Origin of the sequence: Rhodococcus chondri, from assembly GCF_036327435.1 — a bacterium.
Taxonomy (GTDB): Bacteria; Actinomycetota; Actinomycetes; order Mycobacteriales; family Mycobacteriaceae; genus Rhodococcus; species Rhodococcus chondri.
Genome location: NZ_JAUZMZ010000139.1, coordinates 1 through 12322 on the forward strand (window position 1 = coordinate 1; position 12322 = coordinate 12322).

Annotated in this window: 15 protein-coding genes; 9 read left to right on the top strand and 6 right to left on the bottom strand. The window is 66.4% G+C overall.

Translation table 11 applies throughout. The features are described from left to right. On the bottom strand, nucleotides 1-1019 hold a 1019-nt coding region (locus tag Q8814_RS19870), incomplete at its 3' end, for a globin domain-containing protein (protein WP_330153719.1). A 17-nt stretch (nucleotides 1020-1036) separates the two neighbouring features. Beyond that, complete coding sequence (locus Q8814_RS19875) at nucleotides 1037-1486, bottom strand: RrF2 family transcriptional regulator (protein WP_330153720.1); 450 nt, start codon at nucleotides 1484-1486, stop codon at nucleotides 1037-1039. Between the two features lie 118 nt (nucleotides 1487-1604). Here Q8814_RS19875 and Q8814_RS19880 point away from each other — a divergent pair, with 118 nt between their 5' ends. From Q8814_RS19880 to Q8814_RS19890, 3 genes are all read left to right on the top strand, one after another. Next, entirely contained in the window at nucleotides 1605-2543 is a 939-nt protein-coding gene (locus Q8814_RS19880) for a universal stress protein (protein WP_408015943.1), read from the top strand. A 67-nt stretch (nucleotides 2544-2610) separates the two neighbouring features. After that, a complete protein-coding gene (locus tag Q8814_RS19885; RefSeq protein WP_330153722.1) occupies nucleotides 2611-3651 on the top strand; it encodes an LLM class F420-dependent oxidoreductase in 1041 nt (346 codons plus the stop codon). A gap of 28 nt (nucleotides 3652-3679) precedes the next feature. Further along, nucleotides 3680-4597, top strand: a complete 918-nt coding sequence (locus Q8814_RS19890; protein WP_330153723.1) for a universal stress protein — start codon at nucleotides 3680-3682, stop codon at nucleotides 4595-4597. A 101-nt stretch (nucleotides 4598-4698) separates the two neighbouring features. On the opposite strand, the gene Q8814_RS19895 is transcribed toward Q8814_RS19890, so the two are convergent. Continuing rightward, nucleotides 4699-4974, bottom strand: coding sequence for a hypothetical protein (locus Q8814_RS19895; protein WP_330153724.1), 276 nt, complete (start codon nucleotides 4972-4974; stop codon nucleotides 4699-4701). A gap of 24 nt (nucleotides 4975-4998) precedes the next feature. After that, nucleotides 4999-5922 (bottom strand): hypothetical protein, encoded by a 924-nt coding sequence (locus Q8814_RS19900; protein ID WP_330153725.1) that lies wholly within the window; start codon nucleotides 5920-5922, stop codon nucleotides 4999-5001. 195 nt (nucleotides 5923-6117) lie between these two features. Between Q8814_RS19900 and Q8814_RS19905 the strand changes: the two genes are divergently transcribed. After that, on the top strand, nucleotides 6118-6765 hold the full coding sequence (locus tag Q8814_RS19905; RefSeq protein ID WP_330153726.1) for a response regulator transcription factor: 648 nt from the start codon (nucleotides 6118-6120) through the stop codon (nucleotides 6763-6765). A 74-nt stretch (nucleotides 6766-6839) separates the two neighbouring features. Here Q8814_RS19905 and Q8814_RS19910 read toward each other — a convergent pair whose 3' ends face one another. Beyond that, nucleotides 6840-7664, bottom strand: a complete 825-nt coding sequence (locus tag Q8814_RS19910) for a crotonase/enoyl-CoA hydratase family protein (protein WP_330153727.1) — start codon at nucleotides 7662-7664, stop codon at nucleotides 6840-6842. A 109-nt stretch (nucleotides 7665-7773) separates the two neighbouring features. On the opposite strand from Q8814_RS19910, the gene Q8814_RS19915 reads away from it, so the two are divergent. From Q8814_RS19915 to Q8814_RS19925, 3 genes are all read left to right on the top strand, one after another. Continuing rightward, complete coding sequence (locus Q8814_RS19915; protein WP_330153732.1) at nucleotides 7774-7920, top strand: hypothetical protein; 147 nt, start codon at nucleotides 7774-7776, stop codon at nucleotides 7918-7920. A gap of 132 nt (nucleotides 7921-8052) precedes the next feature. Beyond that, nucleotides 8053-8475, top strand: a complete 423-nt coding sequence (locus tag Q8814_RS19920) for an Hsp20/alpha crystallin family protein (RefSeq protein ID WP_330153728.1) — start codon at nucleotides 8053-8055, stop codon at nucleotides 8473-8475. A gap of 118 nt (nucleotides 8476-8593) precedes the next feature. Next, nucleotides 8594-8977: a J domain-containing protein gene (locus Q8814_RS19925; RefSeq protein WP_330153729.1), complete on the top strand. Its 384-nt coding sequence runs from the start codon at nucleotides 8594-8596 to the stop codon at nucleotides 8975-8977. A 46-nt stretch (nucleotides 8978-9023) separates the two neighbouring features. On the opposite strand, the gene Q8814_RS26550 is transcribed toward Q8814_RS19925, so the two are convergent. Further along, nucleotides 9024-9677, bottom strand: coding sequence for a MerR family transcriptional regulator (locus Q8814_RS26550; protein WP_408015944.1), 654 nt, complete (start codon nucleotides 9675-9677; stop codon nucleotides 9024-9026). A 284-nt stretch (nucleotides 9678-9961) separates the two neighbouring features. Between Q8814_RS26550 and Q8814_RS19935 the strand changes: the two genes are divergently transcribed. Both Q8814_RS19935 and Q8814_RS19940 read left to right on the top strand, forming a co-directional pair. Next, on the top strand, nucleotides 9962-11614 hold the full coding sequence (locus Q8814_RS19935) for a sensor histidine kinase (RefSeq protein ID WP_330153730.1): 1653 nt from the start codon (nucleotides 9962-9964) through the stop codon (nucleotides 11612-11614). A 199-nt stretch (nucleotides 11615-11813) separates the two neighbouring features. After that, entirely contained in the window at nucleotides 11814-12248 is a 435-nt protein-coding gene (locus tag Q8814_RS19940) for a glutamate-cysteine ligase family protein (protein ID WP_330153731.1), read from the top strand. Nucleotides 12249-12322: the final 74 nt, after the last annotated feature.

The following is a 12322-nucleotide window of genomic DNA, read 5'->3' on the forward strand; positions in this document are numbered from 1 at the left end:
ATTTCTTCGTACCAGCGGTACACGTCGGCGGACGGCATGCTCCCGACGAGGGTTTCGAGCTCGTGCCGGTGGGCGTGGCTGGCGGCAGAGCGGTCGGCGTGCAGCACCGAGATCTTGCGCTGGTCACCGATTTCGGCGAGGTGCGAGAGCATTCCGATCATCGGGGTGCAGCCGATTCCGGCCGAAGCGAGGAACAGCGGGCCGTCTTCCTCGGAGAGGACGAGGTCGCCGAACGGCGTGGTGACCTGGAGTTCGTCGCCTTCGAAGAGGTTCTCGAACAGGAAGTTGGAGACCTCGCCGGCAGGGATGACGGCGCCGTCCTGGCCGAGGGATTCGGATACCCGCTTGAGCGTGATGCGCCAGTCCCCCTGCGACGGCGCGCTCGACAAGCTGTACTGACGAATCTGACGTGCGCCGTCGGGGAGCTTGACTCCGACCGAAAGGTATTGTCCCGGGCGGAATGTGGGCAGCGGAGCGCCGTCGAGCGAGGTGAGAACGAACGACACCGTGTCGACCGACTGGTACACCCGTTCGCGGACCCGGACGGTGCGCCACACGTCGCCCACGGCGACACCGGCGGACTTGTACAGGTCGGCTTCGAGGGCGATCAGGGTATTGGCCATCAGCCAGTACACCTCGTCCCAGGCCTTCGCGACCTCGGGAGTTACGGCTTCCCCGAGTACCTCGACGATCGCGGCGAACAGGTGCTCGTGCACGATCCAGTACTCGTCCGGCTTGATGCCGAGCGAGGCGTGCTTGTGTGCGATACGCGAGAGGATCGCTTCGACGCGGGCCGGGTCGGGGTCGAGCTGGAGGGTAGCGAACGCAGCGATGGAACCGGCGAGGGCCTTCTGCTGCTCACCCTGCTTCTGGTTACCGCGGTTGAACAGGTCGCGCTCGAGTTCGGGATGGGCGGCGAACATCTTGCGGTAGAAGAGCGGAGTGATATCTCCGATTGCTGCTCCCACTGCTGGAAGGGTGGCGCGGATGACTTCCTGGGATTCGAGTGAGAGCGGCATGATGAGCTCCATTCCTGTCAGACTGCGGATGGGGTGAGGGTCAGCAGAACGGGTTCGTTCCGGGACGTTCGAGGTTGTATCAGGTCGGCGACGGTCGCGGTGTCGAGCGAACGGTAGAAGGCTTCCTGCGCATTGCGTAACGCCGAGCGGAGACTGCAAGCCTGTCGCAGAGGGCACGGCTTCGTGCCCTCGCATTCGACGACTTCGCCTTCTCCTTCGAGCTGCCGCGCCAGCCACCCGATCGTGGCGGAACGGCCGAGTTCGGTGATGGTCAGCCCGCCGCCGCGTCCGCGACGGGTTGTGACGACACCGAGTTCGCTCAGCCGCGCAACCACTTTCGTGGTGTGCGCATAAGACAGATTCAGTTGTTCGGCAACGCTTTTGGTGCTCGGCACGCTATCCGTTGGGGCGGCGGCCAGGTGGGTGACAACTCGCAGTCCGAGGTCGGTGAACTGGGTGAGTTGCATGTGCTCACAGTAGATAATTCGTATTCCAGATGACAATTTAATGTGACGTAGATCGCTTGTGGATTTCCTTGTCCTGACTTATCTCTCGGATCGCTGGGACCAAAGTCCATTCCACATGATGACCTCTGCGACTAGCCTCGGACCCGTGACCACTCACAGCGGTGTACCCCACGATCACAATCGCGTCACGGTCGGAGTCGACGGCTCACCCCCGTCCGAACATGCAGTGCGGTGGGCAGCGGCCACCGCCGCGGGCCGTCGGCTGGCGCTCCACATCGTCCACGCCACGGACTTCGCGCCCTCCGAATGGACGTCGATGCCGTTCTTCCGCCCCGCCGAGATCTTCGAGTGGGCGGAGGAGGGCGCCCGCGTCGTGCTGTCCGGCGCCGAGGTGATCGCCCGCGCCGTCGCCCCGGACCTCGAGATCACCACCGAGGTCGCGATGACGGGCAGCACCAAGTGGCTCGTGGAACTGTCTCGGGAGGCGCGTTTGCTGGTGCTCGGCGCCTCCGGAACCGGTCGCCTCGGTGAGGCGGTGCTCGCTTCCACGCCGGTCACGGTCGCCGCCCATGCCCGCTGCCCTGTTGTGGTGGTGCGCGGGGAACAACCTGCCGACGGACCCGACGTGCGACCCGTCGTAGTCGGCGTCGACGGCAGTCCGTCGAGTGTGGGCGCCATCGACTGCGCATTCGAGGAGGCGTCGTGGCGCGGCGCCGACCTGGTCGTAGTACACGTCTGGAGCGACGTGAAGGCCGGAACGTTCGAAGCGCTGCCACTCGGCTTCGATCCGTCGGCCTTCGCGGAGAGTGAGGACGCACTTCTTTCCGAACAGCTCGCCGGATACCGCGAGCGCTATCCCGATGTCACGATCCACCGCAAGGTCTACGTCGACGGACCCCGATCCCACCTGCGCACCTGGAGCGAGAAGGCGCAACTTCTCGTCGTGGGCAGCCGGGGCCGCGGCGGGTTCACCGGCCTGCTCCTCGGTTCCACCAGCAACGCGCTCCTGCGTGAAGCGCACTGCCCCGTCATGGTCGTGCGTCCGCCCCGAATCTGACGGCGGTAGTGTTCGCATCACGATCTACAGGCGCGTCCGTGCGGGCGTGCGGCAGGAAGGGTTGTGCATGCGCATCGGAATGGCGTTGAACTACAGCGGCGGGTTCGCCGAGACGGCTGCCGAGGTCGCCGACCTCGAGCGTGCGGGTCTCGACATCGTCTTCGTCCCCGAGGCGTATTCGTTCGATGCGGTGAGTCAGCTCGGTTACCTCGCTGCCAAGACCAGCCGGATCGAGCTCGCCTCGGGCATCTTCCAGCTGTACACACGCACACCGACGCTCACCGCGATGACCGCGGCGGGTCTCGACTTCGTGTCCGACGGTCGCTTCGTCATGGGCATCGGCGCGTCCGGACCCCAGGTCGTCGAGGGGTTCCACGGCGTTCCGTACACCGCGCCGCTCGGCCGCACCCGTGAGATCATCGAGATCTGCCGGAAGGTGTGGAGCCGCGAGAAGGTCCAGCACGACGGCAAGTACTACCAGATTCCGCTGCCCGCGGACCAGGGAACCGGCCTGGGCAAGCCTCTGAAGATCATCAACACTCCCCTGAGAGAACGCATTCCGATCGTCGTCGCCGCGCTCGGTCCCAAGAATGTGGAGATGACCGCCGAAATCGCCGAGGGCTGGGAACCGATCTTCTTCTACCCGGAGAAGGCCGACGAGGTGTGGGGCGAGTCCCTGGCCAAGGGCAAGGCCAAGCGCGACCCGGCGCTCGGTGAACTGCAGACCTACGTGCAGCCGGCCCTCGCCATCGGGGACGACGTCGACCACATGATCGACTGGGTGCGGCCGATGCTCGCGCTGTACATCGGCGGAATGGGCGCCAGGGGTAAGAACTTCTACAACGATCTCGCCGTGCGGTACGGGTTCGCGAAGGAAGCGGAAGCCATCCAGGACCTGTACCTGTCCGGGAAGAAGCAGGAAGCTGCCGCCGCCGTGCCGGAGGAACTGGTGCGCGCCATCTCGCTGATCGGCCCGGAAGGCTACGTGCGCGAAAGGGTCGCGGCCTTCGCCGAAGCGGGCGTCACCACCCTCAATGTCTCGCCGCTCGCCGCCGACACCGCCGGCCGCGTGCGCCTGATCGAGCAGCTGCGGGAGATCTGCAGCTGAACCATCCCGAGAAAGGTTCCCACCACCGATGAGCGAACCCAAGCCGATCGTCGTGGCCGTCGACGGATCCGAAGCCGCCACCACCGCGGTGATCTGGGCTGCCCGGTCCGCCGTGGCCCGTCGTCTTCCGCTGCACATCGTCTCCGTCGTGCACATCCCGGCGTTCTACTATTCGGAGCCTTACCTGGCGCAGAGCTTCCAGGAGGAGATGAAGGCCACGGCCCGCGACCGGCTCGACAACGCCGCGGTTCTCGCTCGGCAGATCGTCGACGAGCACGGCCCGTCCGCGCACGACGGTGTCGAGATCGTCACCGAGAGGCTCGAAGGCAAGGTGGCGCCGGTCCTCGTCGAGCTGTCACTGCAAGCCGACCGGCTCGTGGTCGGATCGCGCGGGCTCGGTGAGGTCAAGGGCCTGCTCGCGGGTTCGGTCTCGACGGCCGTCGCATCGCACGCGGTCTGCCCGGTGACGGTGGTGCGTGGCCGCACCCTCGACGGAGCTCCACCGGCGGAAGGCCCGGTGGTGGTCGGTGTCGACGGTTCGGAGTCCTGTCGCGGAGCCGTCGAGGTCGCGTTCGAGGAGGCCGCCGCCCGCAACGCGACCCTGGTCGCGGTCAATGTGTGGAGCGACGTGAGTGTCCAGCCGTCGCTGGGCGCCGTCCCCGAGGATCCGCACTGGAGCCGTATCCAGACCGGCGAGGAGATCGTCCTCGCCGAACGGCTCGCCGGGTTCCAGGAACGGTATCCGGATGTCGTCGTCGAGCGCGTCGTCGCCCGGGATCGGCCGGTGCGGGTGCTCAGCGAGTACGCCGAGCGCGCGCAGTTGATCGTGGTGGGCACGCGCGGGCGGGGCGGATTCAAGGGCCTGCTGCTCGGTTCGACGAGCAATGCCTTGATCCAGACCGCAGACTGCCCGGTGCTCGTGGTGCGGTCCGAAACAGCGGAATAGCGACAGCGCAGTGCTCGGGCAGGGTTGCCGGACCGGCGTACGGCCGGCAACCCCCCAGCACTCGCAAGCTCACCACCCGAGGTGAACGGTTTCGACGGTTTTCAGCCGAATTCGTCGATGCCCCGCTCGCGCAGGCCCTTCCATGCGTCCGCCGGATGGATGCCGCGCCGGATCGCATTGTTCTCGATCAGTACCCCGAGCATTTTCGAAGTCAGATACGCGAGGTCTTCGGCGTGTCCGGCCGTGTACTTGGCGGTGAGCCAACCGGATACGTTGCCGGCTTTGGCGGCTTGCGCCATGTCGAGGACGACGCCGAAGAGGCCGGGGGCCGGATCTTCGGCCTGCTGTTCCGGGCGGTATGCGAGTTCACTTGTCATAGAGGGTTTTTCCTTCTCGGCCGTTCAGAATCCGATGCGCATGATCAGCTGCGGGGATGCCGCGAGGTCGAGGCGGTCGGCCAACCGCGCCGCCGCATCCTCGATCCGTAGCGGGTGGGTGAGTACGGAGGCCGACAGCTTGGCGTCGACCGCTGCGAGCCACGCACGTTCGGTGGCGATGCCGACGCGGATCAGATCGATCGGCTTCGTCGATTCGATCGAGAACAGCAGCACGGTTTCCCGGTCTATCGCCGCGGCCAGTGCCGTGGTGTCCGGCACACCGGTGGTGACTATGGCCTTGCCGGCCGCACCGCCGTCGTCGAGGGTGGCATTCCACGTCGTGACGACCTCGGAGTTGCCCTCCGGCTGCCAATGCGACGTCCACGAGAACATCTCGCGCTGGTAATGCGTGTTGCGGCGCTTCGCTTCGGCGGAGTAGGTGAGCATTTCCGCCAGCGCCGGCGCTTCGTCCGACGCGAGGAGCCGGATACCGACGCCGGGTACCTCCGCACCCGCCGACACGACGTCGGCGACGGTAGCCGCAGGTACCATGATCTGCGCGAACGACTCGCGGTGGCTGTGTCGGTGGGAGATCGCCGCGTAGAGCCGCAGGTCCGTGCCGGTGGGGGTCGACGGTTCGAGGGTATCGATACGTGCGACGAGCTCGGGCCGCTCGGGATCCGGTAGCAGGGAGGTGTGGGTGCGCCAACCCAGTACCCGCATCGCGAGTTCGAGGTTCGCAACCGCGGTGCCGCACGAGATGAGCCGGTCCGGACGCAACGGGTCGGGCCCGGGCTCGGTGAACTCGAGCCGTTCCGCGAGCTCGGCGGCGTGGCCGGGAAGCCGCAGATCCCACGGCTGAGTGTCGTGCACGGAGGGCGCTTCGATCACCGCCCGCGCGATGATTTCCGTATCGCTGGTGGACCAGGTTTCGGAATTGAGAGCCATGGTGGCCTCCTCGTCTAGTCGGACACCGCGTGTGCATACGTATCGGTATCTCGAGCCTTCCGTATGCCGGGCGGCGGCGCATGGGGCGAAGGTCCCGAACCTGTCGTCGAACGGCCCCGGCGCGGTAGCGTTCGAACGGACTGGGACGATGGCCTCGACCGGTTCCCGATCCATGTTCAAGGAAAGGTGCGTGGAATGCCCCGCGTATTTCTTGTCGACGATCACGAAATCGTGAGGCGCGGCCTGGTCGACCTGCTCAACAGCGTTCCCGATTTCACCGTGGTCGGCGAGGCCGCCTCGGTGGGTGAGGCCCTGGCCCGGGTGCCGTCGAGCGGTGCCGAGGTGGCAGTGCTCGACGTGCGCCTTCCCGACGGGAACGGAGTCGAACTGTGCCGCGAGCTGCGTGCGCGGATGCCCGAACTGCGTGCCCTGATGCTCACGTCGTATTCGGACGACGAAGCGTTGTTCGACGCGATCATGGCCGGAGCGTCCGGTTTCGTGCTCAAACAGATCCTCGGTACCGACCTGGTGTCCGCGATTCGTACCGTCGGTGAGGGCGGCTCGCTGCTCGACAGCCGCGCAACCGCGGCCCTCATGGACCGTATCCGCGCCTCCCGCAATGCCGACCCGCTGGCCGAGCTCTCGGATCAGGAAAAGGCCGTCTTCGAACTCATCGGGGAGGGACTGACCAACCGGGAGATCGCCGAGCGGCTCTTTCTCGCCGAGAAGACCGTCAAGAACTACGTGTCGCGGTTGCTCGCCAAGCTCGGCATGCAGCGCCGCACACAGGCCGCGGTGCTCGCCACCGAGTTGCGCAAGGGGCCCGGGCGCGATCGAACCTAGGTCGCCCGACAGTTGTAGCGCCGTCGCCGGTCCGTAGTGCCGTCACACACCAGCGCCGTCACACACCAGTGCCGTCACACATCGGAGAAGCGGGGCTCTCGTTTCTCGAACCGTGCAGCAACGGCCTCGGCCTGGTTGGCGCTTCCGATCAACCGTCCTATCTCTACCTGCTCCTGTGCGAACCCGGCTGCCGGATCGGTTCGCCCGGCGAGATCCAGGAGCCGCTTCGCTGCCCGTACCGCGTGCGGATTGTGTGCGGCGATTTCCCGGGCCATGCCGAGCGCGGCCGAACGTGGATCCGGGTCGAGCCGAGTTGCGAGCCCGATGCGTCCGGCTTCTTCGCCGTCGAAGATCCGGGCGGTGAAGGTGAGTTCCTTGGCGACGTCGCGCCCGACGAGTTCGGGTAGAACCTGGCTGCCGGTCATGTCGGGAACGAGACCCCACGCAAGTTCGCGGACGGAGAGCCGGGCATCGGGTGCGATGATCCGGATGTCGGCACCGAGGGCGATCTGCAGCCCCCCTCCGAGTGCATTGCCGTGTACGGCGGCGATCACCGGCACGGGGAGTTCGGCCCAGACGTATGCAGCGCGTTGTCCCGTTGCCTGGGCGGGTCCGTCCGTCGGCCGGAGTCGCGCCGAGGACGAGAGCCGCTCACCGTTGCGCATTGCTTCGAAGGCGGTGAAGTCCAGGCCCGCGCAGAAGTCCGGTCCTTCCCCGGACAACACCACAACGCGCAGACCCGGCTCGGTCCTGAGTTCCTCTCCGGCCGACACCAGCGCCTCGAACATTGCCGGGTCCAGGGCGTTGCGTTTGCCGGGCCGGTTCATCCGGACGTCGGCGACGCCGTCGCGGACGGTAATCGTCACGCGCTGAGAAGGTGTGGAGAGGGGAGTGGTCATGGCTGCGTCCTCTTCTCGTGCTGTTGCCGGTGGCGGGTCGCCTCCGCGCCGATCGCCTCGTACCGTTCAAAGTAGCGATCTCTCACAGCAGACAATCAGGAGGTGCCCGGTGGGAATGCTCAACAAGGTCATCAAGAGCGGTGTCGCGATCAAGGCCGTCCAGGTCATCAAACGCGAAGCGGCCAAGCCGGAGAATCAGCGCAAGGCCCAGGAGTTGGTCACCAAGCTCCGTCAGCAGCGCCGTCGCCCCCACTGAATTTTCCGGGTCCCTCCGGGCGGAATTTTCTCGCACGGACTCTTGTCTTTGTCTACGACAGGTGCTATATCAAATCTGTAGCAACTGCCAGAGATTAGCTGGTCGAAAACTAGGTTTCTGGAGGTGGACACGATGTTGATGCGCACCGATCCGTTCCGAGATCTCGACCGCCTGACGCAGCAGATCTTCGGCACCGCAGCCCGCCCCGCGGTGATGCCGATGGATGCCTGGCGTGAGGGGGACCGGTTCGTCGTCGAGTTCGATCTGCCCGGGGTGAACGCAGACTCGCTGGACCTCGACGTCGAGCGGAACACGCTGACTGTGCACGCCGAACGGCCGGCGCTGGACGAGAACCAGGAGATGGTCGCGGCGGAGCGTCCGCGCGGGGTTTTCAGCCGGCAGTTGTTCCTGGGTGAGAATCTCGATACGGACAAGATCGAGGCGAACTACGAGGCCGGGGTGCTGCGCGTGACGATTCCGGTCGCGGAGCGGGCCAAGCCTCGCAAGATCGAGATCAGCAGCGCAGATTCGGAGAGGAAGGCCGTCAACGCCTGACCGGCGCGCCACGCGCACGACAGGCGGGGCAGTCCCATCCAGGTGGCTCCGGCGGCGATGTAGCGGCCGGAGCCACCTCTGCGCCCACGCAGCAAGCAGTAACGACGGAGCCGAGGCCATGGGTACCGAGAGGGATCCGTACCTGGTGCTGGGGGTGAACTCGTCGGCATCCCAGGCCGAGATCACCCGTGCCTTCCACCGGCTGCTCTACGAACGTCACCCGGACACCCGTACGGAATGCCGATCGGCGGACCCCGCGGCGGACGAGCAACTCCAGCACGTCCTCGCCGCCTACTCTCTGCTGCGCGACCCGGAGCGCCGCGCCGCACACGACCGCAGGTCGGCCGAGCTCGACGTGCCGGACCGTGGGTCGGTGCGAGCCTCGTCGAAGGCGAACGAGCCCACTACGATCCGCGTGCAGGTCACCTTCTTCGGCGCCCGTCCCCACCGTTGGGCCCGTGCCTTCCCGCTGTGGGTCGGCCCGGTGCGTCGGCACCGCTGACGGCAAGCACGGCCGACGGCAAGCTCACCCGGGACGGTGCGGTTGCCTATTCCTGATACTCCTCGAACCCCTCGTGCGCCGGCCCGGCACGATCGTCGTCGTCGAAGCCGACGGACGCCAACTGCTCGAGCCGGTCGGCCTCGGGTGCATCCCAAGGCATTTCGCTGCGCGCGGCGGCGCGAGAATCGGCGATCGGGTCGACGGGAGCGATCTGTTGTGCCTGTTCGATCCGGTCGGCTTCCGGTGCGTCCCAACTTTCCCCGGCTCCGTCGAGATCCTGCCGGTCCTGGGCGAGAGCCGGGTCGGCGGGAACGCTCTGCTCGAACCTGTCGGCCTCGGGGGCGGTGTGAAGCGGATTTTCCACGGCGCTGATCCTTTCCGCTCGCAGTCGGGCATTGGCCGTTTTCAGGCGGAGATTGTGGCGTTCGAGCTCGTTGTTGCGGCGCTCGAGATCGAGGACGTGGCCGATGCCGACGAGATTGACCCCCGCCTCGATGAGATCGGCGATGCGCCGCAGCCGCGCCAGGTCGTAGTCGCTGTAGCGGCGGGTGCCGCCACTGGTGCGGGCCGGCGCGACCAGGCCGTACTGCTCGTACAGCCGCAGCGCCTGGATCCCGAAGCCGGACAGCTCGGACGCCACCGAGATGCCGTACACGGCGCGACGCGACCGCGTCCTGTCGCCGGCCCCTCCGTCGGACATCGAAACCTCCGTCTGCGCAGTCGATTCAGGGACATATTCTACGACGCGAGAAGAAGTGAATCTACCGCATCTACCAGAGATTTGGCATCGTGAGGCTGCCGGTTCACGGTCCCGCGCTGGGGGTGGAGTCGCAAACTCGGTTACAGTCGCTTCCCGGGTTCAGCAAGCAGCCTGGTGATCGTCGTCGGTGTACTCGGCAGACGGTCCCGTTCGCGCTGCCGTTGTGTGCACGCGGACATCTACCGTGTCCGTGCGAAACGACCCAGAACAGGACGGAAGCGAGCATGAGAAACCCGTCGTTGCCCGAACCCAGGAGCGAGCGGGTCCGGTCGCGGATGACCGTGCAGGGCTGGTTCCAGGTCGCGTTCGCAGCCCTCGCGCTGTTCGTCGTCATCGGGACGGTGATCGGCGCGTACTTCATCGAGCGCACCGTTCGGATCACCAACGAACTGGTGGAGACGATCCAGCCGGCGCACATAGAGGCCTACCGGTTGCAATCCGCGCTGCTGGACCAGGAGATCGGGGTCCGCAGTTACGCTCTGACCGCCGACCCGGCTCTCCTCGAGCCGTACCTGAGCGGCAGGCAGATCGAGCAGGACGCGACCCAGCAGCTGCGGCGCCTGATCGGGGGACGCCAGGAGTCGATTGCGCAACTCGACGCGATCACCGTGACAGCACAGAACTGGCGCGCCGACTATGCCGAGCCACTCGTCGCGGCGGCTGCCCCCGACGAGCCACTACGAATCGATCTCCCCGGCGTCGAACGTGACGGAGCCGCGTTCGGCGAGCTGCGCGCCCAGCTCGAGGAGCAGAACGCCATCCTCGTCCAGGCCCGAACCGACGGCTACGACGAACTCGTCCATGCCCGTACGCTGCGCAACTCGGTGCTCGTCGCAATGGTGGTGGGTTTCCTGCTCACCGGCGTGCTCATGGTGGTGCTCGTGCACAACCTGGTTGCGACACCGCTCCTTCGCTTGCGGGCAGCGACGCGGCGGGTGGTCGCCGGCGGCAATTTCGACCAGCACATCTACCCGCAGGGGCCGAAGGACATCCGGGCACTGGCAGCCGATGTCGAAGCGATGCGCGAGCACATCGCCCGCGCGCTGACGGAATCGCGTCGGCAGCAGGACCGGCTCGCGCAGCAAGCCGTCGATCTCGACGCGCAGGCCGACGAGCTGCGCCGCTCGAACTCCGAGCTCGAGCAGTTCGCCTACGTGGCCTCCCACGACCTGCAGGAGCCGTTGCGCAAGGTGGCCTCGTTCTGCCAGCTGCTCGAAAAGCGCTACGGCGACCAGCTCGACGAGCGCGGCGTCCAGTACATCGCGTACGCCGTGGACGGTGCCAAACGCATGCAGGGGCTCATCAACGACCTGCTGGCATTCTCCCGTGTGGGCCGGGTCAACGACGCCCAGGTGCGCGTCGACCTGGGTCATACCCTGGACAAGGCGCTGAACAACCTCTCTGTGGCGATCGACGAGTCGCAGGTTCGCATCGAGCGGCCGGAGAATCTGCCCGAGCTCACCGGTGACCCGACTCTGCTGACCATGCTGTGGCAGAACCTGCTGGCCAATGCGATCAAGTTTCACGACCCGGAGCGGGCACCCGTCGTGCAGATCACGTGCGAACGGGTCGACGGCGGCGAGGATCCGGCTGCCCGTTCATGGCAGTTCTGCGTGAGCGACAACGGCATCGGAATCGCCCCCGAGTTCGCCGAGAAGGTGTTCGTCATCTTCCAGCGCCTGCACGGCCGGGACGAGTATTCCGGCACCGGCATCGGCCTTGCGCTGTGCAGGAAGATCGTCGACTACCACGGCGGCAACATCTGGGTCGACACCGACTACACCGAAGGGGCCCGCGTGTGTTTCACCTTGACCAGCACCGTTCCCGAGGCCGAGTCGATCTCGCCGATGCCCGCTCCTCGAGAGGTGCACCCGTAGGCGCCTGAAACCGTAGGTGCCGGCGCCTGAAACCGTAGTCGCAGCGCTTGTTGCTCCGCTGCCACGTGGATGCGTTCCACGCTCGCCACTTATGTGGAGAATGGTTTCTGGTGGGGATGTGTCGGCCGGCAGGTCGGGTAGGAGCAAGGCCATGGTGTCCATTCCTTCTGCTGATCCTGCCGGTTCCGGCTGCTCGTCGATGAGTTCGCCCACGATCGGAGTAGAAGAGGAATTCCTTCTCGTCGACCCCGAGTCCGGATCGCCGCGAATGTGTAACGCGGAGGTCGCCACGGCCGGGCTCGCACTCGACATCGACCTGCAGCTCGAGCTCGCCCGGTGCCAGATCGAAACAGCGACACCGGTGTGCGCCACGATTCCGGACCTGTGCCATGAGCTGCACCGAGCCCGGTCGTCGGCCGCGGCCGCGGCCGCACAGACCGGAGCCGGCCTCTTGGCCGCGGCTGTTCCTGTGGCCGGGCCGACACCCCGGACGATCACCGACAGACCGCGGTACCGCCGGCTCGCCGACAATTTCGGGTCGCTGGCCGAACACGTCATCTGCGGCTGTCACGTCCACATCGGGTCAAGTCCCTGGACGTGGTGTACGGACCGTTGCGTGATTCCTCGTCGGTGAGTCAGGCAGTCAAGGCCGGTGCCACCTCCTCGGTGTCGTTGCTGGCGGCGTTGGCGCACTTGTCGGTACGCGAG